We start from the raw sequence: 22,725 nt of genomic DNA, 5'->3' as shown, positions 1-22,725 counted from the left end.
GTGGCGAGGAAAGGGCGGGACTGCTAAGCCGCGCAACATATGGCGAGCGGCGGCATCCGGCGGAAGGCCGCCCGCGCGTCGCATGATCGCAGCATCCGCCGGGGGCGAAGCGTTGGACAATCCCGTTCTGGTCGAGGTCACGCGCGGTGGCCGGGTCGAAAGCCGGCATCGCGGCACGGTGGCGGTGGTGGATGCATCCGGCGCGACGGTCTTCGGCAGCGGCGACCCGGAAGCGCCGGTCTATCCGCGCTCGGCGATCAAGGTGTTCCAGGCGCTGCCGCTGGTCGAGACCGGCGCGGCGAACCGCTTCGGCTTCGGGAACCGGGAGCTCGCGCTGGCCTGCGCCTCGCATTCCGGCGAGGAAGGGCACGTGGCGCTCGCGGCCGACATCCTCGTCCGCGCCGGCCTCGGCGAGCCGAACCTCGAATGCGGCTGCCATTGGCCCTCGTCCGGCACGGTCGCGCGCCAGATGGCGCGGAACGGCGTCGAGCCGACGCAGCTCCACAACAACTGCTCGGGCAAGCATTCCGGCTTCCTCTGCACCGCCGTCCACGAAGGCGAGGCGACGGAGAGCTATGTCCAGCCGCGGCACGTCGTGCAGGACCGCATCCGCCGGACGATGGAGGACGTGATGGCGCTCCGTCTCGATCCGGACGAGGCCGGCGTCGACGGCTGCTCGATCCCGACATACGCCGTGCCGGTGCGGGCGATGGCGCACGGCTTCGCGCGGCTCGTCGGGGAAACCGGCGTCGAGCGAAGCCGTGCGCAGGCCGGACGCCGGCTGATCGAGGCCTGCATGGCCGAGCCGTGGTACATGGCGGGCACCGGCCGCGCCGACGTTTCGCTGATGGAGGCGGCGCCGGGCCGCGTCTTCGTCAAGGCAGGGGCCGAGGGCGTCTATTGCGGCGCGGTGCCGGAACTCGGACTCGGTTTCGCGCTGAAGATCGACGACGGCGCGGGGCGCGCGTCGGAAGCCGCCGCCGCCGCGACGCTGTCGCGCATCTTCCGCGACCGGGACGCGGCGCTCGCCGAGCGGTTCGCCGAGCATTCGCGGGAGACGCTGCGCAACTGGCGCAAGATCGAGGTCGGCGACGTCCACGCCGTGGCGTGATCGCGCAGCCTCCTACAGCCAGCGTTTGTAGCGGAAGAAGACCAGCGGCAGGACGGCCGAGAGCACCATCACGCCGAGCGCGAACGGGTAGCCGAGCCGCCAGTTCAGCTCCGGCATGTGCTGGAAGTTCATGCCGTAGATCGAGGCGACCAGCGTCGGCGGCATGAAGCCGACCGCGGCCACCGAGAAGATCTTGATGATGGCGTTCTGCTCGATCGAGATCAGTCCGACCGTGGTGTCGAGCAGGAAGGTCGTCTTGTTCGACAGGAAGGACACGAAGTCGTTCAGCGAATGGATGTCCCGCATCATACCCTTCACACGGGCGCGCGCATCCTTCGGGCATTTGCGCCCGTCGAGCACGTATTGGAGGTAGGGCATCAGCCGGTCGAGCGTCGCGAGGCTTTCGCGCGTGCGGGAGGAAAGGTCACCCGCCGCGCCGATCTGGCGCAGAAGCTCCTTGAATTCGTGCGTCGCGATCGGCTTCTTGTCGCGCGAGGCGGCGAAGATTTCGTTTGCGATCCGATCGAGATCGGCGGCGATCGATTCCAGCATGTCGGCGACGCGGTCGACCACCGTTTCCAGGAGGCCGATCAAGGCGGTTTCCGCGCTCGGCACCTTCGGCGGCTTGTGCCCGGACGGTTCTTCCGGCGCCACCGGATCGTCGGCCGCGAGCGGCGCGCGTTTGCCGTTGCCGCCGCCGTTCTCCTGCGCGTCGCGCGTCAGTTTGGCGGCGAAGATCGCGAAGGAACGCGGCTCGGTGTAGCGCAGCGTCACCAGCCGCTCGCCGGCGAGGATGAAGGTCACCGGCGCGAAGCTCGGCGTTCCGCCGTCGAGCCCGTAGACGACCGAGGCGGTCATGAAGTCCGCGCCGTCCTCGGAATAGAGCCGGCTGGAAACCTCGATCTCGCGCATCTCCTCGCGCGTCGGCACGTCGATGCCGCACAGCCGCTCGACCGCGCCCTCCTCATCGTCCGAAGGGTTCAGGAGGTCGATCCACAGGGCGTCGGGCGGAATGTCGGTGCCGGCGACCTTCAAGGCGCGCGTCCGCCCAGCCTCGAAACGATAGGCTTCGATCATGATCCGGCTCCGGAGCGCCCCCGCGCGGCTGTCGCCGGCGGGTCATGGGCCGTTCGCCCGGCCCTTGCAAGCCGGCGAGCCGGGGATTTCAGTGGACGAGGACGGTTTCCGGCGGGCAGCGCAGCCGCCATTCGACGCCGGTCGGCGCGAAGGTCATGTCGACCTCGCCGTTGAGGCCGCGCGCCGTCATCTTCTGTACAACGAGTGAACCGAAGCCGGAACGCTTCGGCACCTTGACCGGCGGACCGCCGATCTCGCGCCAGGACAGCGCGAAGCGATCGTCGAGCGACCATTCGATCCGCACGTAGCCGTCCGGAACGGACAGGGCGCCGTATTTCGCGGCGTTCGTCGCGAGTTCGTGCAGCGCGAGGCCGAGCGTCTGCGCTGCGGTCGGGTTGAGCTGCACCTCGGGACCCGAAGTCTCGAACTGTTCCGCATCGGCGGCGCCGAAGGCCTTCAGCTGCGCGAGGACGAGGTCCGACATCGTGACGCTTTCCCAGCCGCGGCCGGCGAGGAGGTCGGCGGAGCGCGCCAGCGAGCTCAGCGCCTCCGACAGGGTGTCGAGGAACTCGCCCGTATTGGCGCTTTCCTTGGCGGCGCGGCGGGCGATCGCGGCGATCAGCGCGTACTGGTTCTTGGCGCGATGCGTCATCTCGCGCATCAGGAAGCGGCTCTGGTCCTCCGCCTCGCGCCGCTCGCGGGAGGCCTGCGCCAGAACGCGCGACACGTCGCCGATCTCGGCTATGCGGGTGGCGACCGGGTGCGCCGGCCGACCCTTGCCGATCGCGTCGGCCTGCTTCGCGAGCGAGTGGATCGGCGCGAGCAGGAGGCGACGGCCGAAGAACATCGCCATCGCCACCGAGAAGGCGATGAGCGCCAGGCAGACGATGGCGAGCAGCGACCACGACCGCATGATCGGCTGGCCGATCACCGCGTCCGGCACGGCCACCGAGGTCGTCCAGCCGGACAGCGCGGAAGTGTAGTTCGCCTCGATCAGCGGCTGCGCCGCCATCTCGCCCAGCGCGTGGTCGGCGGACGGGTTGTCGAAGGCGACGGCGCCGCTCTGCCGCGCCCGTCCGCCGGTGGCGAGGGCCGCGACGACCCGGTGGCCGCTCCGGTCCGTCACCACCGCCGACCAGGTGTCGGGCAGGTTGCGGTCGGCGACGAAGCTGCCGAGGTCGCGGGCCGGCCGCGTCAGCGACAGGACGTAGAGCACCCGGTCGCCGCGCGTGACGGGCACCGCGACGTGGAACACGAAATCACCCGACTGGCCGCTGCGGAAGACGTCGGACACGAAGGGCGCACGGGTGCGGAACACCGCTTCCTCCGCCGCGACATCCTTGCCGGTGACCGCCGGGTCGGACTCGCCGCCGCGCGTGTCGGCGACAATGCGCAGCGCCGGGTCGATCAGGAGCGCGTCGGCGTTCGACATGGCGAGAGCGGAGGTGGTCCGCTCGACGAAGTCCGTCATGTCGCCGCCGTCGATCGCCGGCGAGGAGGCCAGCACACGCGCCATGGTGATCATGGTGGAAAGCTCGCGGTCGATCGTGTCGGACAGGATCTCCGCCGTGTCCTTCACCTGAGCGGAGGCGATCTCGCCCTGCTGCTGCGAGAAGCGTACGATCAGGAAGGCGCTGAACAGGAGCGCCGGGATCATGATCATCAGCGCGAAGGCGGAAAGATGCGCGATCAGCGGCGGACGCCGGCGCAGCCGCGCGAAGCTGGACGGCCGCTGAGAGCTGGCCGTGCGCTCCGCCGGCGCCGTTTCCACTTTCCGCCTCACGGCTCCGATCGATTCCGACATGCCAAGCGGCCTTTGTCGTCCAGCATGTTCGTTTCGCCCCCGACGCTCGCGACACTATTGGTTGCGCGCTGCGGAGGGCAAGCTCCGTGGGCGGTTCTGCAGAGCGTTCGGGGCTTTTATCAGGCGAACTGCGACAGGCCTGGCGTCGTCTGGATCACGCGGTCGACGGTCTCGTCGCCGGCGTTCCGGCGCGCATGGGACACGAGCTCGCGCGCCACCGCCTGGATCCCGTCCATGTCGAGGCCGAGGCTCATCAGCCGCGAGCCGAGCGCCATGATGCCGCCCCCGCCGCCGAACATGCCGCCGAGACCCGACGCGTCGGCGTCGGCGTTGCCGGCCTCGATGATCGCCTCGTTGGCGCCGGGCGTGCCGTCGATCATCGTCTCCACCGCCGGATCGGTGCCTTCCGTCTTGATGTAGAGAAGGATCTGGCCGAGCGCCTGCATCGCCTTTTCCGGGGAAAGGCCGGTTTCGGCGGCGATCCTGCTGATCAGTTCCTGCATGGCGCTGCTGTCCTCGAATCGTCCGCCCGCATCGGCTCGCGCAATCTACGGAAACAACACGCGCTCGGCCACCGGGAACCTTCGCGGCATCGATTCGCGCGACCCGACGAGCGGGCTCGATGTACGGCGAAAACGCGGCTAGTCTGCAACCCAATCGATTCGAAAGCGTCTAAACTCATAGCCAGCACCGAAACGGAGCGATGCGGTGACAGATATGCGTTCGATCCCAGGCCCGATCGTCGAAGCGATGGAAGTCGGAATTCCGGCAGCCAAGGCGTTTCGCGTCTACTCCGATACGTCCATCCCGGAACTCGCGGAAGCCACGCAACTGGAGGCGGGCCGCATCTGCATGATCGAGGCGGGCGTCTCGCCGACGCTTTCCGAAGCCGACGCGATCGGCCGTGCGCTCGACATGCCGACGGCCCTGCTCGTCGAGGAATTCTAGCGGGTCAACGCCCGTCGTTCAGGCGCGGCGTCACTTTGTCGTCCCCGAAGGCGGTGTGGCTTTCGGCGGTCTCGCGCTCGGCGCGGAAATCCTGGGCGTTCTCGCCCTCCGCCGCCGCTTCGCGGCTTTCCTCCGCTTCGGTGACGGCCGGGTCCGCCGCCTCGTCGTCTCGCTGTTTGCCGATATCGCTCACGCCGGCCTCCCGATGGTTCGCCGGTAGAAGCATCGGAACGGGCTTCGCGTTCCGTCTGCGGCGGTTCAACTCAGGCTCGCGCCGATGTTGATCGCGAGCGCCAGGACGGTGGTGTTGAACAGGAAGGCGAGGATCGTCTGGACCAGCACCACGCGGCGCATGGTGCGGCTCGTCACCGCGACGTCGGACGTCTGCGCCGCCGCGCCGATGGTGAAGGAAAAGTAGAGAAAGTCGGCGTAGTCGGGCGCCGGCGTCTTCGGAAAGTCGAGCCCGCCCACCGCCTTGCCGCCCGTGCCGTAGAACAGGCGGGCGTAGTGCAGCGTGATCGTCGTGTGGATGAACAGCCAGGATACGACGATCGTCGTCGCGGCAAGGGCGAGCCGCCAAGCGTCGACCTCCTGCCCGGGACCGCCGGCGGCGTGGAGTTCCAACCCGATCGCGCCGAGGCTGACGATCGTCGCCAGCGCGCAGATGCCGAGCACCACCCATTCGGCCTCGTCCTGCTCTGCGGCGCGTCGTCGCACGTCGCCGACATCGGCGCGCAGCATGTCGAACCACGACCAGACGAGATAGAGCCCGGCTCCGGCGTTCCAGCCGATGAGGGCGCGAGTGCTGGTGGCGAGCCGCCCGGCGAATGCGAATATCACCGCGCCGAGGAGCGCGGAGAGCGCGAGGCGCTTGCGCGCCCAGATCATGCGCCAGAGGGGCCGCCGCATGCCGGCGTCCTCAGGTTGCCACCAGCCGGGCGACATGCGCCCGGAAGTCGAAGTCGTCGCGCGCGACGTCGGCTCGCGCGAGATGGAAGTCCGAGGCCAGCAGCTTGCGCCCGGCCATGTGCTCGCCGGGCCGGTTGATCGTCTCGATGCCGAGCAGGCGGTCGCCTCGGAAGCAATAGGCGACGAAGCGGCCGTCTTCGGGCGAGCCGACCGCGTGGACATGGTCCGCGCCGGCGGTGATCCCGGCGATCTGCAGCTTGAACGTGCCCTGGTCGCTCCAGAACCAGGGAACGCTGTCGTAGGGCACGTCCTGTCCGAGAATGCGCGCCGCGACGCACTTCGCCTGGTCGACGGCGTTCTGCACGGATTCCAGCCGCACCGGGGCGGAGGCGTGGCGGCTCTCGAAGACGGCGCAATCGCCGATCGCGAAGATGGACGGGTCGCTCGTCGTCATGAACCCGTCGACCTCGATGCCGCCGTCGACGGCGAGCCCGGCATCGCGCGCCAGCCCGTCGTTCGGCGCGACGCCCGCCGCGACGAGCACGAGGTCGGCCGGGTGGCGACCTTCGGCCGTCTCGACCGCTTCGGCTTTCGTGGGGCCGGCGATGCGCAGCACCTTCTGTTCGAGCAGGACCTCCGATCCCATCGCGCGGTGCGCGTCGAGAAAGAACGCGGAAGCCGCCGGCGAGACGACGCGCGCCATCAGCCGCGTCCCGGCTTCCAGCACGGTGACGGCAAGGCCCCGCGCCCGCGCCGACGCTGCGACTTCGAGGCCGATGAAGCCGCCGCCGATCACCACCAGCCGCCTGGCCGTCTCCATCGCGGCGCGCAACCGCTCCGCGTCGGCCGCGCCGCGCAGCATCAGGACATTCGGCAGCGTCGCGCCATCGATCGGCAGCGCCCGGTTGCGCGCGCCGGTCGCGAGCACGAGGCGGTCGTAGGCGAGAGTGTCGCCCGAAGCGACGTGGACATGCCGCCGGTCCCGGTCGATCCAGACGGCCGCGTCGTCCAGCCGGAGTTCGATAGAGTTCTCGGCGAAGAAACTTTCCGGTCGGAACAGCAGACGATCGAAGCCGAACCCTTCCTTGAGATAGGCCTTCGACAGGGGCGGGCGTTGGTAGGGAAGCCGTCCCTCGTCGCCGACAAGCGCGATGTCGCCCGCGAACCCGCCTTGGCGCAGGCTGAGCGCGACCTGGAGTCCCGCCTGTCCCGCGCCGACGATGATTACGCGCATGGCTTCAACGCTCCCGTTGCCGGAGGGGCGAGCGATGGCACGGGACGAGGAGGCCGACAAGCTTCAAAGCGCCGACGCGTTTTGTTATCGCGAGTTCGACTCAACGGAGAGACCATCCATGACCATCCGCCGCGTCGAACCCGGAAAGCGCATGTCGGGCGCCGTGATCCACGGCGACACCGTCTATCTCGCGGGGCAGGTGGGTGACCCGTCCAGCGGCATCACCGAGCAGACGGAAAGCGCGCTCGCCGAGGTGGAACGGCTGCTCACCGCCGCCGGCTCGTCGAAGGCGAAGATCCTCTCGGCGCAGATCTGGTTGAAGGATATCGCCGACTTCGGCGCGATGAACCTCGTCTGGGACGCCTGGATCGACCCGGCGAACCCGCCGGCGAGGGCGACGATGGGCAAGGCCGACCTTGCGACCTCGGAATACTTGGTCGAGGTGATCGTCGTCGCCGCGCTCTGACGCGCTCTCGCGGCGGTCAAGGCATGAGCTGGCCGCCGTTCACCTCGATCACCTGGCCGGTGACGTAGGCGGCCAGCGCGTTCGAGGCGAGGAAGAGGTAGGCGCCGGCGCAGTCCTCCGCCGTGCCGAGGCGCTTCAGCGGGATCGCCTCGGCCGTCGCCCGGAGCTTCTCTTCCGACGAGTAGCGGCGGTGAAAGTCGGTCATGATCGTGCCCGGCGATACGGCATTGACGCGGATGCCGTCGGGCGCGACCTCGCGCGCCAGCGAGCGCGTCCAAGACGAGAGGAAGCCCTTCGCGCCGGAATAGAGCGAGGAGCCGGCGCTGCCGCCGGCCCGCGCCGAGATGGACGAGGTGTTGACGATCGCGCCGTCCTTCGCGACTTTCAGCGCTGGCAGGAGCGCTGTCGTCAGCGCCACAACGGAGCGGATGTCGAGATCGAGGACGCGGCTGTATTCCTCGTCGGTCACGTCTGCGGCCATGATACGACCGACCATCGTCCCGGCGTTGTTGACGAGGACGTCGACCCGTTCGCCGCCGGAGAGTATGTCGGCTGCGAGTTTTTGGCCGCTGCCCGGGCGGGCGAGATCGCCGGTGAGGATAGTCAGGCGCGCCGTCCGGTCGGAGGCGAGCCCGGGCGTCAGGTCGCGCGAGACGTATTCGTCGGTGCGGCCGGCATGGGCGACGACGGTCGCGCCGCAGGCGAGGAAGGCGCGCGCCACCGCCGCGCCGATGCCACGGCCGGCACCCGTCACGACGACGCGCTTGTCCGCGAAGAGGTCGGGGGCGAAGCCGTTCGTCATGTCCCGGTCCTTCCGGCTGGTGGGTAAAATCGTGCGGCCGTCGCGCCCGCTGCGACCAGCAGCCAGCCGACGATGAGCAGGCTGCCGCCGGTCGGCGCGGCATCGACGAACAGCCGGCCGCCGTTGAAGAAGCGCGACGCCAGATCGCCCGAGAACAGGACGACTCCGGCTGCCAGCAGCAGGCCGGCCGCGAGCCGGAAGCGCAGCACGCCGGCCGGCAGGGCCGCCAGCGCCAGCAGCGAAGGGGCGTGGACGAGCGCGATCTCGGCGGCCGAAGCCATCAGCCGCGCCTCACCCGACCCGTGCGCGGCGAGCGCAGCGAAGGCGACGCCGGCCGCGCCCGACAGGCCGGCGGCGAGAACGAGCGCGAAGGTGGCGGCGGAGCCCATCGGCGCTTCTGTAGAGGCTATCCGCCGCCGGGTACAAGCAAAGCATTTGCATGGTGCCCCACGCTTCGCTCTTATGTTGCCATGACTGCGCCGAACCTCGACGACTTTCTCGCCACCATGATCGACGCCGCGGCGGACGCGGGCGCGATCGTCCTCGCCTTCTTCGAGGGCGAATGCGCCGCGCGAGCGAAGCGCGACGGCTCGCCGGTGACCGAGGCCGACCGCGCCGCCGAGACCGCGATCGAGCGGGCCCTGCGAGAGCGGTTTCCGGACATGCCAGTGGTGGCGGAGGAGGCGATCGCCGACGGGCACGTGCCGCCGGTGCTCGGCGAGCGCTTCTTCCTGGTCGATCCGCTCGACGGCACGAAGGAGTTCGTCGCCGGCCTCTACGACTTCACGGTCAACATCGCGTTGGTCGAGGACGGCGTGCCCGTCGCCGGGGTCGTCTTCGCGCCCGCCTACCGCGAACTGTTCTACGGATCGCCGGCGGGCGCGTTCAAGCTGCGCACCGGCGACCGGGGCGAGCGCGGCGAAGCCGTGCCGATCGCCGCGCGGGCGGAGCCGGAGGCGATCATCGCCGTCGTCAGCCGCTCGCACTACTCGACCGATACGGACGATTTCCTGGCGGGACACACGCTGGAATCGGTCGTGCCGGTCGGCTCGTCGCTGAAGTTCTGCCGCATCGCGGAAGGGATGGCTGACATCTACCCGAAGCTCGGCCGGACGATGGAATGGGACACCGCCGCCGGCCACGCGATCCTTGCCGCCGCCGGCGGCAGCGTCACCCGCATCGACGGCTCGCCGCTGGTCTATGCGAAGCGCGGCGTCGAAGGGGAGGCGGACTTCGCCAACCCCTCCTTCATCGCGCGCGGCCGACCCGACCCCACCGCCGCCGGCGAGATGCGGGCCGGCGCGCGGTCGCGCGCATAGCGGCACTCCGCGACGGATCGTATCGACATCGCCGCCATCATGCGGCATTCGGGGTCCACATTGGAACGAGGCCGCCGTCGCGCCGGCCGCCACAGGATCGACCGCAGCTTTTGACTGACCAGCAGCCCATCCCCTTCGCCACTGCCGCCGCCGGGCGTACCGCGCCCGAGGCCGAGCGCCGGCCGCTCGAACTCGAAACGCACGGCATCCGCCGCACCGACGACTACGCCTGGCTGCGCGCGCCGAACTGGCAGGAGGTGTTCAAGGACCCGCGCGTCCTCGACCCCGCCATCCGGTCGCATCTCGACGCGGAGAACGCCTACCAAGCGGCGATCCTCGAGCCGCTGGGCTCGCTTCGCGAGGCGCTGATCGCCGAGATGCGCGGGCGCATCAAGGAGGACGACTCCTCCGTACCGGCGTCGGACGGCGAGTGGAGCTACGGCGTCTCCTACCGGCAGGGGGCGGAATATCCGCGCTTCGTGCGCTATCCGCGCCACGGCGGCGAGCCGACCGTGATGCTCGACGGCGAGCGGGAGGCGGCGGACGTTTCCTACTTCTCGCTCGGCGACGTGGCGCATTCGCCGGACCACGCGCGCATCGCCTGGTCGCGCGACGACAAGGGCTCGGAATACTACGCGATCTCGGTGCGCGAACTGGAGACCGGCGAGGACGCCGAAACCCGCATCGAGGACACGAGCGGCAGCGTCGTCTGGACCGCGCGCTCGGACGGCTTCTTCTACGTGCGGATGGACGCCAACCACCGGCCGAGCCGGGTGTTCTACCACGCGCTCGGCAGCGACCCGGCCGGCGACCGGCTGATCTACGAGGAGACCGATTCCGGCTTCTTCATGGGCGTTTCGGAAACCCAGCCCGGCGAGCACGCCGTGATCCACGTCCACGATCACCAGACCTCCGAAGCATGGCTGATCCCGCTCGCCAACCCGGCAGCCGAGCCGCGCCTGCTCGCCCCTCGCGAAACGGCGGTCGAGTACGATGTCGACGAGGCGAACGGCACCCTCTACATTTTGACCAACGCCGACGGGGCGCGCGACTTCAAGATCGCGACCGCGCCGGTGAACTCGTCCTCGCGCGACGAGTGGGCCGATTACGTGCCGCACGAGGACGGCCGGCTGATCCTCGACCACCTCGCGCTCAAATCGCATCTCGTCTGGCTGGAGCGTCGCGACGGCCTGCCGCGCATCGTGGTGAAGCGCTTCGCGGACGGCGCGGAGCACGCGATCGCCTTTGCCGAGGAGGCTTATTCGCTCGGTCTCGGTGGCACCTACGAGTTCGACACGAACACGATCCGCTTCACCTATTCCTCGCCGACGACGCCGACGCAGACCTTCGACTACGATCTGGAGTCGCGCGAGCGCCGGCTCCTGAAGACGCAGGAAGTGCCGTCCGGCCACGACCCGGACGCCTACGTCACGCGCCGCATCCTCGCGCTAGCCGCGGACGGCGAGAGCGTGCCGGTGACGCTGCTCTATGCCAAGGACACGCCGCTCGACGGCTCGGCGCCGCTGATGCTCTACGGCTACGGCGCCTACGGCATCACGATCCCGGCCTCGTTCTCGACCAACGTCCTCAGCCTCGTCGACCGCGGCTTCGTCTATGCGACAGCGCATATCCGCGGCGGCAAGGACAAGGGCTTCCGCTGGTACGAGGCGGGCCGGCGCGAGCACAAGACCAACACCTTCACGGACTTCATCGCGGCGGCCGACCATCTCGTCGCCGAGGGCTTCACGCGCTACGACCGGATCGTCGCGCAAGGGGGGTCGGCCGGCGGCATGCTGATGGGGGCCGTCGCCAATCTCGCACCGGAGAAGTTCGGCGCGATCGTCGCGGCGGTGCCCTTCGTCGACGTGCTCAACACGATGCTCGACGATACCCTGCCGCTGACGCCGCCGGAATGGCCGGAATGGGGCAATCCGATCGCCTCCGAGGAGGACTTCCGCCGCATCGCCGCCTACAGTCCCTACGACAATGTCGAGGCGAAGCGCTATCCGGCGATGCTGGTGCTCGCCGGCCTCACCGACCCGCGCGTCACCTACTGGGAGCCGGCGAAGTGGGTGGCGAAGCTGCGGGAGCGGAAGACCGACGGCAACGTCATCCTGTTCCGCACCAACATGGATGCCGGCCATGCCGGCGCGTCCGGCCGCTTCAACCGGCTGGAGGAGATCGCGCTGATCCACGCCTTCTCGCTCCACGCGATGGGGAAGGCGTGAAGGAAGCGGCGCGGCGCTGCATCCTGCGCGCCGCGACCGCGGCGGATCGCGAGGCCATCGCCGCGGTCTGGCATGCGAGCGCCAGCCTGCCGGACGTCGGACCGCCGGCCATGCCGACGCTGCGGGAGTTGCGGCAGCGGCTCGACGCGGAACTCGCCGCCGGTTGGGCCGTGACGGTGGCCGTTCAGGACGGCGCGGTCGTCGGTTTCGTCGCGCTGAAACCGGCCGAATGCATCCTCGCCGAACTCTTCGTCCGCCCGGACGCGATCGGCGGCGGCCTCGGCCAAGCGCTGCTCGACCATGCCAAGCAGGCGATGCCGGACGGCTTTACGCTCTACACCCGCCCGGCGAACGTGCGGGCCTGCCGCTTCTACGAGCGCGCGGGGCTTAGCTTCCTTCGCTACGGCACGCATCCGCGCACCGGCGAGCCGACGGTGTACTACCACTGGAAGGGGCGCTGAGCCGGCGCGTCCTTGCGCCGCCGGACTTGCCGAACGCGTCTCCCGCGCAAAGTGCCCGAAAGGCACGAGGCGGGAGAAGGCCGGATGGCGATCACGGAAGGCACGACGGCGACGGGTGGCCGGACCTGGAACCCGGACTTCTCCAAGCACCGCCCGACCCTCTGGGTGCTCGGGCTGCTGGGGCTGGTGCCGATCGTCGTTCCGACGGCGCTGCTTCTCTACGCCGGCGACCGCTTCATCGCCTTCTCGGCGCTGGTGACTGCAGTCGGCGGCTACAGCGCCGTGATCCTGTCCTTCCTCGGCGGCATCCGCTGGGGCTCGTCGCTGATGACCTCGGTCAGCGGGCGCGGCACGCTGATCGTCTCGATCCTCCCCGCTTTGTTCGGCTGGATCCTCCTGTTCGTGCCGGCGCCGTGGATCTTCGCCGGCTTCGCGATCGCCTTCCTGCTGCAGGGCATCTGGGACGTCTTCGCCATCCAGCGCGGCGCGCTGCCGCTCTACTTCCGCAAGATCAGGATCGTCCTCACCGTGGTCGTGGTGCTCTGCGAGGCCGCGAGCTTTCTCGCCACCTACGGCTATGTCCCGCCCTCAGCGTGAGAGCGAGGAAAAGCCGATCGGGTAGATGCGCGTCTGGCCGATGACATAGGCCTTCGCCGTCTCCAGCCGGAACAGGCCGGCGAAGGGTGCGTCGAGCACGTTGAGGCCGCCGGTGGTGATGCCGAAGCTCGGCATGATCATGCGCGATCCGTCGCTCGCGAAGCAGGCACCGCGAATGGAGCGGCCGTTCTTCGCGACGCGCGCCATCGGGTGCAGGTGGCCCGCGACCTCGCCGAAGCGATAATCGGCGCTCGGCTCGTGCCGGAACACGAGGCCGCCGATCCGGACTTCCTCCACCGTCTCGCCGCCGAGACCGGCGGGCGGCTCGGGATCGTGGTTTCCGCGCACCCAGACCCATTCCCGTCCCTGCATCAAAAGCGCCAGGGTGTCGCGATAGGGCGCCGGCATCAGCGCCGCGCCGTGCCGGTCGTGGAAGGAGTCGCCAAGGCAGACGACGCGAGCCGGCGCATAGCGCTCGATCGCGGCGGTGAAGAGCGCCAGCGTCGCGGCCGTGTCGTAGGGCGGCAGCATCATGCCGCGCCGGGCGAAGGCCGCGCCCTTCTCCAGATGGAGGTCCGAGACGACGAGCAGCGCGTGGTCCGGCGCATAGAGAACACCGGACGGGTCGCAGAGAACCGCCTCGCCGTTCAGCGCGCTCGCATGCGGCTCCGCCTCCGACTGGCGCGCACGGCGCAGGATCGCATTCATTCGGGCCGTGCTCGCGGATGCTTCGTTCACGGCCGATAGAATCACGCTTTCCGGCAAACACAAGGCGAGCGCGCTGCGACCGAACGACTCGATCTAGCGCAGATAGTTCGAGCGGAACTTCGTGGTCTCGCCGAGCGCCCTGATCACCGCGTCGGTGTCGTCGTCGCTCATCGCTTCGGCCAGGAGTTCGTCGCGCGCCTCGCCCTCGATCCGCTCGCGGCCGGCTTCCAGCATGATCGGCACGGCGAGCGGCGAAATTTCCTCCAGGTCCTGGTGCAGGATGTGGTGGCGGATGCGGCCGAGAAGGTCGGAGACACGACGGACGTCGAGAAGACCCGTCGCCGCGTCCGCCCAGGTGGCGCGCAAGAGGATGTGGTCCGGCTCGTGCGCGCGGAGCACGTCGTAGACGAGATCGGACGAGACCGTCACCTGCCGCCCGGTCTTCTCGCGGCCGGGCTGGTTCTTCTGGACGAGCCCGGCGATCACCGCGCATTGGCGGAAGGTGCGCTTCAGCAGCCAGGAGTCGGCCATCCAGGCTTCGAGATCGTCGCCGAGCATGTCCTCGTCGAAGAGGTCGTCCAGCGCGAGGCGGCCGTCGGTGATCATCGCCCCGATGTCGGCCGCGCCCCAGATCGACAGCGCGTAGTCGGTCGCGACGAAGCCGAGGGGTTTCGCCCGCGCCCGCTCCAGCCGGCGGGTGAGCAGCATGCCGAGCGTCTGGTGCGCGAGGCGGCCCTCGAACGGGTAGGCGACCATGAAGAAGCGGTTGCCGTTCGGAAAGGTCTCGATCAGCATCTGGTCGGCGCGCGGGATCGCGGATTTCAGGCGCTGGATGTCGAGCCAGTCGTGGACCTGCGGGGGCAGGGCGTCCCATTGCCGCTCGTCGCCCAGCATCTCGCGGATGCGCTCGGCGAGGAAGGTCGTCATCGGGAACTTCTGGCCGCCGTAATAGGGGACTTTCGCCTCCTCGCCCTTGGTCTTCGTGACGAGGCATTCCATCTCGTGGATGCCCTCGAACCTGACGACATGGCCGGAGAACAGGAAGGTGTCGCCGGGCGACAGGGTTTCGAGAAAGTTCTCCTCGATCTTGCCGAGCACCATGCCGCCGCGATTCGCCGTCGCCTTGGTCTTCTTGCCGACCATGCGGACCAGCAGCGTTTCCGATTCGATGATCGTCCCGGCATTCATCCGATAGCCCTGCGCGACGGAGGGATGCGTGATCCGCCATGTGCCGTCCTCGGTCAGGCGGATCTTGGCGTAGCGCTCGTAGACGCGGAGCGAATAGCCGCCGGTCGCGACGAAATCGACCACGCGGTCGAAGGTGTCGCGGTCAAGGTCGCGATAGGGGAAGGATGCGACGATCTCGGCGTAGAGGTCGTCGGCGCGGAACGGGGCGGCGCAGGCCATGCCGAGCACGTGCTGGGCGAGGACGTCGAGGCAGCCGTCGCGCATCGGCGGCGAATCCTGCGCGCCGAGATAGTTCGCGTCGAGCGCCGCCTGGCACTCCATCACCTCGAAGCGGTTGGCGGGGACGAGGATCGCCTTCGACGGTTCGTCCATGCGGTGGTTGGCGCGGCCGATCCGCTGGGCGAGGCGGCTCGCGCCCTTCGGTGCGCCGACATGGACGACGAGGTCGACGTCGCCCCAATCTATCCCCAAGTCGAGCGTCGAGGTCGCGACGACGGCGCGGAGCTCGTTCGCCGCCATCGCGGCCTCCACCCGCCGCCGCTGACCGACGTCGAGCGAGCCGTGATGCAGCGCGATCGGCAGCGTCGCCTCGTTGATCCGCCAGAGTTCCTGGAACAGCAACTCGGCCTGGGAGCGGGTGTTGACGAAGAGCAGCGTCGTCCGGTGCTCCCTGATCGCCTCGTAGATTTCCGGCATCGCGTAACGCGACATGTGCCCCTGCCAGGGCACGCGCTCGCGCGATTTCAGGATGGTGATCTCCGGCTTCGCGCCGCCTTCGACGGTGATGAGGTCGGCGAGTTCCGTCTCGCCCGGCCTCTGCGCCACCAGCCAGCCGCGCAGTTCGTCCGGGTCGGAAACGGTGGCGGACAGGCCGACGGTCTTCAACTCCGGCCGCAGCCTGCGCAGCCGGGCGAGGCCGAGCGCGAGGAGATGTCCGCGCTTCGAGGCGACGAGCGAGTGCAACTCGTCGAAGACGACCACCTTCAGGTCGGAGAAGAAGCGGTCGGCGTCCGGGTTGGAGATCAGGAGCGCGAGCTGTTCCGGCGTCGTCAACAGGATGTCCGGAGGCGACAGTCGCTGGCGCTGGCGCTTCGACTGCGAGGTGTCGCCGGTGCGCCCTTCCATCGTGACTTTGAGGCCCATCTCCTCGACGGGGCCGGCGAGGTTGCGCTGGATGTCGGTCGCGAGCGCCTTCAGCGGCGAGACGTAGAGCGTATGGACCCCTGGCGGCCGCGTGCCGGGCTTGCGGCGCGGCCGGCGGGCGAGGTCGACCAGCGACGGCAGAAACCCGGCCAGCGTCTTGCCCGCGCCGGTCGGCGCGATGAGCAGCACGGACGCGCCGCCCTCGACCTTCTCCAGAAGGTCGAGCTGGTGCGGGCGCGGCGCCCAACCTTTCTTCGCGAACCACTCGACGAAGGGCGAGGGCAGGGGAAAGGCGCTGGTCTCGGCGGGGTCGATGCGGTGGACGACGGTCACACCCCGAAAAGTAAGACTCGAGTCCGCCGCCGCCTAGTCTGCGTCGCGTTGACGGTTAAGCGCCAACGGCTAGGTCGAGAGCTGCTTCATCCCGAGCTTCGGCTCCCGTTGGCCGGATGAGCCCCGCGGCTCCAGCCAGCGCGCCGGGAGCGAGTTCCAGTCCAAGCAGCCGGTGCCGTTCGAACGGGCCCGGCATGGCAAGATCGGCGGCCGGCGCGGCCGCGAAGCCGAATCGCTCGTAGTATTCCGGATCGCCGACGAGCAGGATCGCCGCGTGGCCGAGCCATGCGGCCTTGGCGACCGCGCGGCGCATCAGTCGCGAGCCGACGCCGAGCCCGGCATGGGTCGGCGCGACGGCGAGCGGCCCGAGCAGGAGGGCGGGGCGACCGTCGTCGCCGGCCGCGACGTTCCACAGCCGCACCGTGCCGACAAGCGTACCAGCCTCGTCCGTCGCCGCGAAGGACAGGCCTTCGGCGGGCAAGCGGCCGCGCCGGATCGCCTCTGACGACTTGCGGCGGCGGTTCGCGCCCATCGCGAGGTCGAGCAGCGCCTCGCGCGCGGCCGCGTCGCCGGCGCACTCGTATCCGAGCGTGACGATGGGCATGGCCGGTGCGATGCCGGTGGAACCAGGAAGAGCTTCCGCGAACATGAACGATTCAACCCCGATGGGAGCCGAAGAATGACGCGCCGGAGGTCTGGTTCCGGCGCGCGGGCGAAAGGCCCGGCGCCGGAGCGCCGGGTCAGATCACGTAGGCTCGCAACGGCTCGAAGCCGTTGAAGGAGACCGAGGCGTAGGTCGTCGTGTAGGCGCCCGTGCCCTCGATCAGGATCTCGTCGCCGACGGTCAGCGAAACCGGCAGCGGGTAGGGCGTCTTCTCGTAGAGGACGTCCGCCGAGTCGCAGGTCGGGCCGGCAAGGACGCAAGGCGTCTTCGCCTCGTGGTCCCGCTCGGTGACGATCGGGTAGCGGATCGCCTCGTCCATCGTCTCGGCGAGGCCGCCGAACTTGCCGATGTCGAGGAACACCCAGCGGTTCTCGTCCGCCGCCGACTTCTTCGAGACGAGCACCACCTCGGCCTTGATCACGCCCGCGTCGCCGACCATGCCGCGGCCCGGCTCGATGATCGTCTCCGGAATGCGGTTGCCGAAGTGCTTGCGCAGCGCGTCGAAGATCGAGCGGCCGTATTCGGCGGCGCTCGGCACGTCCTTGAGGTACCGCGTCGGGAAGCCGCCGCCCATGTTGACGAGCGAGAGCTGGATGCCGCGCTCCGACAGCGCGTCGAACACCATCGCCGCATCCGCCACCGCCGAGTCCCAGGCATCGAGGTTGCACTGCTGCGAGCCGACGTGGAACGACACGCCGGTCGCGCGGAGGCCCAGCGCCTCGGCGCGCGTCAGGACGGCGATCGCCATGGCCGGCACGCAGCCGAACTTCCGCGACAGCGGCCATTCGGCCCCCTCGCCGGAGGTAAGGACGCGGCAGAACACGCGGGCGCCCGGCGCGGCGCGCGCCACCTTCTCGGCCTCTTCCACGCAGTCGACCGCGAAGAGCGACACGCCGAGGGCGTGGGCGCGCGCAATGTCGCGCTCCTTCTTGATCGTGTTGCCGTAGGAGATGCGGGCGGCCGGCGCGCCGGCGTCCATCGCCATCTCGATCTCGGCGACCGAGGCGCAGTCGAACGAGGAGCCGAGCGAGGCGAGCAGGCGCAGGATCTCCGGCGCGGGATTGGCCTTCACCGCGTAGTAGATGGCGGAATCCGGCAGCGCGCGGCGGAAGGCGTTGAAGTTCGCCTCGACCACGTCGAGGTCGACCACGAGGCAGGGGCCGGTCGGTCGTCGGGTGGCGAGGAAGTCGATGATGCGCTGCGTGGCCATGGGCGTCGATCCTTCGAATCGGCGTTCAGACAGGAGCGGACGACTTCGCGTTTCCGCCGGCGCCGAAGAGGCGACGAGCGAATCCGCGCCGTCGTGCCGCGACGGCTTGACCGGCGAGCCGCGCGAAGGACGCGCGTCACCGGCTCTATGTCTGCCTTGGCGTGGAGGGCTTGAACCCGCCGCACTTGGGGCAAGGAAGGTGTGCCTCTTCAGTATTCCCGGCTTTGGAGACCGGGAGAGACCAAAAAAGCCCGCACCGTCGTTGCTTTAAGGCGTCCTCGACTTCGCGATGCCGCGAGGTCGACTGGAGGCGTTCTCCAGGACCGTCCCGATGGCCCGCGCGATAGCGGATCGGGGGACGCCCACAGGCTCGTGCGACTTTGGGCGAGGCGGCATATAGGCCCCGCGTCCGTCACACACAACACCGATTTTTAGGGATATGTTGATTTCGTTTCCCGGCCATCGGATGAAGGCGCGAGGCGGTCCCGTTCGCGTGGCGGCCGGCGGGTTTCGGGTAGGGGTCGAGGGGGTGGCTTGGATACGCTGACGCGGATGCGGGCGTTCATCGCGGTGGTCGAGAACGAGGGCTTCTCGGCGGCGGCGCGCAAGACCGGGCGCTCGAAGGCGCTCCTGTCCAAATACGTGCGCGAGCTGGAGGACGAGCTCGGCGTCCTCCTCGTGAACCGCACCACGCGGCAGATCGCGCTGACGGCCGCCGGCGAGGTGTATCACGCCCGCGCTTCCGCGCTTCTCGCCGAGCTCGACCACCTGAACGAGGACGCGCGCGAGGCGACCGGCGAGGCGCGCGGCAAGATCCGCATCAGCGCGGCGCGCACCTTCGGCGACGCCGAGCTCGGCCGCTGCCTCGTCGACTTCGCGGCGGCGCATCCGGCAATCTCGCTCGACATCCACCTCGACGACAACTTCGTCGATCTCCTGAACGAGGGGTTCGACGTGGCGGTGCGGATGACCCGGCTCGGCGATTCGGCGATGATCGCGCGAAAGCTCGCCGAGCTCTCGTTCCGCCTCTGCGCCAGCCCGACGCTGATCGAGCGCGTCGGGACCCCGAAGCATCCGAGCGAACTCGCCGGCCTGCCGGCGGTGATCGACACCAATTCGCGCATGTTGTCGAACTGGGGCTTCCGCGATCCGGCGGACGGCTCGCCGATCGCGATCTCCGTATCCGGCCAGTTCCTCGCCAACAGCCCGGTCGCGGTGCGCGAAGCGGTGCGCGCCGGCCTCGGCTTCTCGGTGATCCCGGAATTCGTGGTGCGCGACGACCTCGCCTCCGGCCGCCTCGTCAGCGTCCTCGAACCCTTCATGCCGCAGGAAGCGGGCATCTACGCAGTCTTCCCGCATCGCCGGCACCTGCCGACCCGCGTCCGGCTGTTCGTCGACTTCCTGGCGGCGTGGTTCCGGCGCAACCATTGCGACGGAAACGAAACGAAGGCCGCCTGAGCCCGGGCTTACGAAGCGCTAATCTCTATGCCTGAAACTTCGCGTCGCCTATCGGTCGGCCTGTCGCCGCGATGGGAGGAAGGATCGATCATGCGCCGCGCCGTGCTCTTCGCGCTTTCGCTTCTCGCCGGTGCGGCCGCCTGGATGCCGGGCGCCGAAGCCGCCAGCATGCCGCGCCCGAACTTCCGGCAGACGGAGTTCGACGGAAACTTCGAGCCGGGCACGATCGTGGTGCGCACGTCCGAGCGCAAGCTCTACCTCGTCACCGGACCCAGCCAGGCGCTCCGTTACGACATCGCGGTCGGCCGGCCGGAGGAGCAGTGGTTCGGGCGGAGCTGGGTGTCGAAGAAGCGGCACGACCCGGTCTGGATCCCGACCGCCGACATGCGCGAGAAGAACCCGGACCTGCCCGTCTCCGTCGGCCCCGGCCCGAAGAATCCACTTGGGCTACGGGCGATGAATCTCGGCTGGGGCACCTATCGCATCCACGGCACCAACTCGCCGAACTCGATCGGCTCGGCCGCTTCCGCCGGCTGCTTCCGCATGCGCAACGCCGACGTGCTCGACCTCTTCGAGCGCGTGAACGTCGGTGCGCAGGTCGTCGTCGAGGAATAGCGCCCGCCCGCGCCCGCTCCGCTTGAATTCCGCCATTCTTGCGCGGCAGAAGGCGCGGGGGTCGAAGGGGCACGGCAGCAGAGCATGCGATCATCCGCGCAACGCGCCGCGCTCGGCGCAAGCCTCGCCGCATGGCTCCTCGCCGCGGCGACCGGCACGGCCGAGGCCCATCCGCACGTCTTCGCGGACGCGCGCATGGAGATTGTCGGCGACAAGGCCGAGAGGGTGGAGGCGATCCGCAACATCTGGCGGATGGACGAGATGTTCTCCACCAGCGTCGTGGTGGACTACGACAAGAACAAGAACTCGATCCTCGACGACGACGAGCTGCAGGCCGTCGCCGACACGGTGAAGGAATCGATCGCCGAATATTCGTTCTACACCTTCGTGCAGAAGGGAGGCGCGCCGGTGAAGATGAAGCCGCCGGAGGAGATCCGGGCGCTGTTCCAGGACGGGCAGCTGCTGATCTTCTTCGAGATGAAGCCGGAAGCGCCGATCGACCTGAAGGGCGGGCCGATCACGGTCGCCGCCTTCGACGAGACGTTCTTCACCGCCTTCCAGTTCGCCGACGACGGCTTCCAGCTCGTCGACCTCGCCCCCTCCTGCAAGGCCGCCGTGACCGTGCCGGACGAGGACGAGGCGGCGCAGCAGTGGATGGCCTCCATCGCCGCGCTCGGCCCCGACCAGACCGTGCCGGAGGACGGGGTGAACTACGCGCAGGTCCTCGCGACGCGGGCGGAAATCAAATGCGGCTGAAGCACTTCGTCCTTCTCGCCGCGGCAGCGGCGGTTATCGTCGCCGCGGCGGAGCCGGCGCTGGCGAAATCCTCGCTCGGCATCGGCACGGCGGAAGCCAGCGGCCTGCCGGGCGGCGGCCCGTTCGGTGGGCTGCTGCTCCAGATCAACGTCTGGCAGCGCCAGTTCCTGATGCTCCTGAACAAGTCGCTCGTCGCGATCCGCAACGGCAGCGGGGGCACGTGGATCCTCGTCGGCATCTCCTTCGCCTACGGCGTCTTCCACGCCGCCGGGCCCGGTCACGGCAAGGCGGTCATCTCCTCTTACGTCCTGGCCGACCGTGTGCAGCTTCGGCGCGGCATCGGGCTTTCCTTCGCGTCCGCCGCGCTGCAGGCGGCGATGGCGATCCTCGTTTCCTGTCTCGGCTGGTTCGCGCTGCGCGGCACCGGCCTCTCGATGACCGCGATCACCGGCTGGCTGGAAACCGCCTCTTTCGCTCTGGTCGCCGGTTTCGGCGCGTGGCTGCTCCTGCGCAAGCTCGTGAGCATCGCCCGCCGGCCGCGGCGGACGCGGATCGCCCTCGACTTCGCCGCGCCCGTCCCGGCTTTCCGCACGAGCGGCGGCGCGCTCGCCTTCGCCGGCCCCGCCGCCGTATCGGCCGGGCCGATCATGCGGCCGGCGTCCGGTGCGCTCACGGCCAGCGAGACCTGCGACGAAGACGACGAGAACTGCGGCTGCGGACGCGCCCATATCGCCGACCCCTCGCAGCTTTCGGGCAACCGCTTCACCTTCGCCAACGCGGTGTCGACGGTTTTCGCGATCGGCCTTCGGCCCTGCTGGGGCGCGGTCAGCGTGATGGCCTTCGCGCTGGTCAACGGCCTTTATCTCGGCGGCGTGCTCAGCGTCCTCGCGGTATCGCTCGGTACCGCCATCACGGTATCGCTGATCGCCGCTTTCGCGGTCTTCGCGAAAGGGCTCGCCATGCGGCTCGGCCGCGCCAGCGGGCGCGGCACGCTGGTGATGGACGTCTTGGAGATCGCGGGCGCCTCCATCGTCCTGGCGATGGGCCTGTTGCTCCTCGGCGGCGCGCTGATCTAAGGGCTAGCGCAGCTTCACGAAGCGCTTGAACACGAAGCCGCGCTTGCCGGCGGCTTCGACCTCGCACCAGTACTTGCAGCCGATCACCGTCACCGCCGTGTTCGAGGCGAGAACCGTCAGGGTGCCGGCCGAGCCGTCGGGCTTCGCGCGCAGGTTGACGCTGGAAACGATGCGACCGATCCGGCTGGTCGAGGTGTCGGCCATCCCGCCGGCCGCCTGAGGCTCCTCGCGCACCGGCGAAGCCGAAGCTGCAGCAGCCGGCTCCGGCGGGAGAAGCGACGTCGCCATCGCCGGCAATCGCGGCGGCGCATCGCCGTTTCGCGCCGCGACGCTGCCGGTCGTGATCAGCGCGTCGCCGAGATCCTCCATCGGCACCGCGACGTCTTCCGACGCCAGCATCCGGAGCATCACGGCATTTTCGGCGGACGCCATGCTCGGCGAGGTCTCGGAAGAATCCCGCTCCACTTCGGAAGAGGTCCGCAAGGTCGCGGCACCCAGCACTGGCGACGCGGCCGGGGAGGGCGGCGGGCCGTCTTCCGCCCGCGCGGCGCCGAGGCCCGCGACCGTAAGGCCTAGAAACGCGCCCGCCAGGAGGCTCGCCCGCGAGCCGTCCCTCCA

The 22,725-nt window shown here is 69.4% G+C and carries 24 protein-coding genes; 11 read left to right on the top strand and 13 right to left on the bottom strand.

Annotated features, from left to right (window positions below; all coding sequences use genetic code 11):
* The first annotated feature begins 112 nt into the window (after positions 1-112).
* Positions 113-1,111: an asparaginase gene (locus tag F6X38_RS10750; RefSeq protein WP_246191297.1), complete on the top strand. Its 999-nt coding sequence runs from the start codon at positions 113-115 to the stop codon at positions 1,109-1,111.
* A gap of 12 nt (positions 1,112-1,123) precedes the next feature.
* On the opposite strand, the gene F6X38_RS10745 is transcribed toward F6X38_RS10750, so the two are convergent.
* The 3 genes from F6X38_RS10745 to F6X38_RS10735 all read right to left on the bottom strand — a co-directional run bounded on the left by F6X38_RS10745 (position 1,124) and on the right by F6X38_RS10735 (position 4,495).
* On the bottom strand, positions 1,124-2,188 hold the full coding sequence (locus F6X38_RS10745; protein ID WP_150969756.1) for a magnesium transporter CorA family protein: 1,065 nt from the start codon (positions 2,186-2,188) through the stop codon (positions 1,124-1,126).
* A gap of 88 nt (positions 2,189-2,276) precedes the next feature.
* On the bottom strand, positions 2,277-3,992 hold the full coding sequence (locus tag F6X38_RS10740) for an HWE histidine kinase domain-containing protein (RefSeq protein WP_150969754.1): 1,716 nt from the start codon (positions 3,990-3,992) through the stop codon (positions 2,277-2,279).
* Between the two features lie 119 nt (positions 3,993-4,111).
* Complete coding sequence (locus F6X38_RS10735) at positions 4,112-4,495, bottom strand: hypothetical protein (protein WP_150969753.1); 384 nt, start codon at positions 4,493-4,495, stop codon at positions 4,112-4,114.
* A gap of 205 nt (positions 4,496-4,700) precedes the next feature.
* Here F6X38_RS10735 and F6X38_RS10730 point away from each other — a divergent pair, with 205 nt between their 5' ends.
* Entirely contained in the window at positions 4,701-4,940 is a 240-nt protein-coding gene (locus F6X38_RS10730) for a hypothetical protein (protein WP_161992709.1), read from the top strand.
* Between the two features lie 4 nt (positions 4,941-4,944).
* Here F6X38_RS10730 and F6X38_RS10725 read toward each other — a convergent pair whose 3' ends face one another.
* From F6X38_RS10725 to F6X38_RS10715, 3 genes are all read right to left on the bottom strand, one after another.
* A complete protein-coding gene (locus F6X38_RS10725; protein WP_150969745.1) occupies positions 4,945-5,133 on the bottom strand; it encodes a hypothetical protein in 189 nt (62 codons plus the stop codon).
* A 65-nt stretch (positions 5,134-5,198) separates the two neighbouring features.
* Positions 5,199-5,849 carry a DUF1345 domain-containing protein gene (locus F6X38_RS10720; RefSeq protein WP_161992708.1) on the bottom strand — a complete coding sequence of 217 codons (651 nt, stop codon included), beginning with the start codon at positions 5,847-5,849 and terminating at the stop codon, positions 5,199-5,201.
* A gap of 10 nt (positions 5,850-5,859) precedes the next feature.
* The gene (locus tag F6X38_RS10715) at positions 5,860-7,083 is read right to left on the bottom strand and encodes an NAD(P)/FAD-dependent oxidoreductase (RefSeq protein WP_150969741.1); all 1,224 of its coding nucleotides are present in this window, start codon (positions 7,081-7,083) and stop codon (positions 5,860-5,862) included.
* Between the two features lie 118 nt (positions 7,084-7,201).
* Between F6X38_RS10715 and F6X38_RS10710 the strand changes: the two genes are divergently transcribed.
* Positions 7,202-7,549 carry a RidA family protein gene (locus F6X38_RS10710; protein ID WP_150969739.1) on the top strand — a complete coding sequence of 116 codons (348 nt, stop codon included), beginning with the start codon at positions 7,202-7,204 and terminating at the stop codon, positions 7,547-7,549.
* 16 nt (positions 7,550-7,565) lie between these two features.
* Here F6X38_RS10710 and F6X38_RS10705 read toward each other — a convergent pair whose 3' ends face one another.
* Together F6X38_RS10705 and F6X38_RS10700 are read right to left on the bottom strand one after the other, a co-directional pair.
* Positions 7,566-8,351, bottom strand: a complete 786-nt coding sequence (locus F6X38_RS10705) for an SDR family NAD(P)-dependent oxidoreductase (RefSeq protein ID WP_150969737.1) — start codon at positions 8,349-8,351, stop codon at positions 7,566-7,568.
* On the bottom strand, positions 8,348-8,740 hold the full coding sequence (locus tag F6X38_RS10700) for a DUF423 domain-containing protein (RefSeq protein WP_150969735.1): 393 nt from the start codon (positions 8,738-8,740) through the stop codon (positions 8,348-8,350). Before F6X38_RS10700 ends, F6X38_RS10705 begins: the two co-directional genes overlap by 4 nt.
* 81 nt (positions 8,741-8,821) lie before the next feature.
* Between F6X38_RS10700 and cysQ the strand changes: the two genes are divergently transcribed.
* The 4 genes from cysQ (at position 8,822) to F6X38_RS10680 (ending at position 12,956) form a co-directional block, all read left to right on the top strand.
* A complete protein-coding gene (cysQ, locus tag F6X38_RS10695; RefSeq protein WP_150969733.1) occupies positions 8,822-9,670 on the top strand; it encodes a 3'(2'),5'-bisphosphate nucleotidase CysQ in 849 nt (282 codons plus the stop codon).
* Positions 9,671-9,780: 110 nt separating this feature from the next.
* Entirely contained in the window at positions 9,781-11,898 is a 2,118-nt protein-coding gene (locus tag F6X38_RS10690; RefSeq protein WP_246191296.1) for a S9 family peptidase, read from the top strand.
* Complete coding sequence (locus tag F6X38_RS10685; protein ID WP_150969731.1) at positions 11,895-12,359, top strand: GNAT family N-acetyltransferase; 465 nt, start codon at positions 11,895-11,897, stop codon at positions 12,357-12,359. The genes F6X38_RS10690 and F6X38_RS10685 overlap by 4 nt, the downstream gene beginning before the upstream one ends.
* An 84-nt stretch (positions 12,360-12,443) precedes the next feature.
* Positions 12,444-12,956 carry a DUF3429 domain-containing protein gene (locus F6X38_RS10680; protein ID WP_150969729.1) on the top strand — a complete coding sequence of 171 codons (513 nt, stop codon included), beginning with the start codon at positions 12,444-12,446 and terminating at the stop codon, positions 12,954-12,956.
* On the opposite strand, the gene pdeM is transcribed toward F6X38_RS10680, so the two are convergent.
* From pdeM to odc2, 4 genes are all read right to left on the bottom strand, one after another.
* Positions 12,948-13,664, bottom strand: coding sequence for a ligase-associated DNA damage response endonuclease PdeM (gene pdeM / locus F6X38_RS10675; RefSeq protein WP_150969727.1), 717 nt, complete (start codon positions 13,662-13,664; stop codon positions 12,948-12,950). The two genes, F6X38_RS10680 and pdeM, sit on opposite strands and share 9 nt — an antisense overlap.
* Positions 13,665-13,757: 93 nt before the next feature.
* The gene (locus tag F6X38_RS10670; protein WP_150969725.1) at positions 13,758-16,328 is read right to left on the bottom strand and encodes a ligase-associated DNA damage response DEXH box helicase; all 2,571 of its coding nucleotides are present in this window, start codon (positions 16,326-16,328) and stop codon (positions 13,758-13,760) included.
* A gap of 55 nt (positions 16,329-16,383) precedes the next feature.
* Complete coding sequence (locus tag F6X38_RS10665; RefSeq protein WP_150969723.1) at positions 16,384-16,932, bottom strand: GNAT family N-acetyltransferase; 549 nt, start codon at positions 16,930-16,932, stop codon at positions 16,384-16,386.
* A gap of 136 nt (positions 16,933-17,068) precedes the next feature.
* Positions 17,069-18,202, bottom strand: a complete 1,134-nt coding sequence (odc2, locus tag F6X38_RS10660) for an ornithine/lysine decarboxylase (protein ID WP_150969721.1) — start codon at positions 18,200-18,202, stop codon at positions 17,069-17,071.
* A 534-nt stretch (positions 18,203-18,736) separates the two neighbouring features.
* On the opposite strand from odc2, the gene F6X38_RS10655 reads away from it, so the two are divergent.
* From F6X38_RS10655 to F6X38_RS10640, 4 genes are all read left to right on the top strand, one after another.
* A complete protein-coding gene (locus F6X38_RS10655) occupies positions 18,737-19,660 on the top strand; it encodes a LysR family transcriptional regulator (protein ID WP_246191295.1) in 924 nt (307 codons plus the stop codon).
* A gap of 90 nt (positions 19,661-19,750) precedes the next feature.
* Positions 19,751-20,275 carry a L,D-transpeptidase gene (locus tag F6X38_RS10650; protein ID WP_150969719.1) on the top strand — a complete coding sequence of 175 codons (525 nt, stop codon included), beginning with the start codon at positions 19,751-19,753 and terminating at the stop codon, positions 20,273-20,275.
* Between the two features lie 84 nt (positions 20,276-20,359).
* Positions 20,360-21,031, top strand: coding sequence for a DUF1007 family protein (locus F6X38_RS10645; protein ID WP_150969717.1), 672 nt, complete (start codon positions 20,360-20,362; stop codon positions 21,029-21,031).
* Complete coding sequence (locus F6X38_RS10640; protein WP_150969716.1) at positions 21,022-22,107, top strand: nickel/cobalt transporter; 1,086 nt, start codon at positions 21,022-21,024, stop codon at positions 22,105-22,107. Before F6X38_RS10645 ends, F6X38_RS10640 begins: the two co-directional genes overlap by 10 nt.
* Positions 22,108-22,110: 3 nt before the next feature.
* Here F6X38_RS10640 and F6X38_RS10635 read toward each other — a convergent pair whose 3' ends face one another.
* Entirely contained in the window at positions 22,111-22,539 is a 429-nt protein-coding gene (locus F6X38_RS10635; RefSeq protein ID WP_150969714.1) for an SH3 domain-containing protein, read from the bottom strand.
* Positions 22,540-22,725 lie beyond the last annotated feature (186 nt).

It is taken from the genome of Plantimonas leprariae, assembly GCF_008802405.1.
In the GTDB taxonomy this organism is placed as follows: domain Bacteria; phylum Pseudomonadota; class Alphaproteobacteria; order Rhizobiales; family Rhizobiaceae; genus Plantimonas; species Plantimonas leprariae.
The sequence above is the reverse complement of the archived record's forward strand: the minus strand, read 5'-3'. Positions and strand labels throughout refer to the sequence as shown.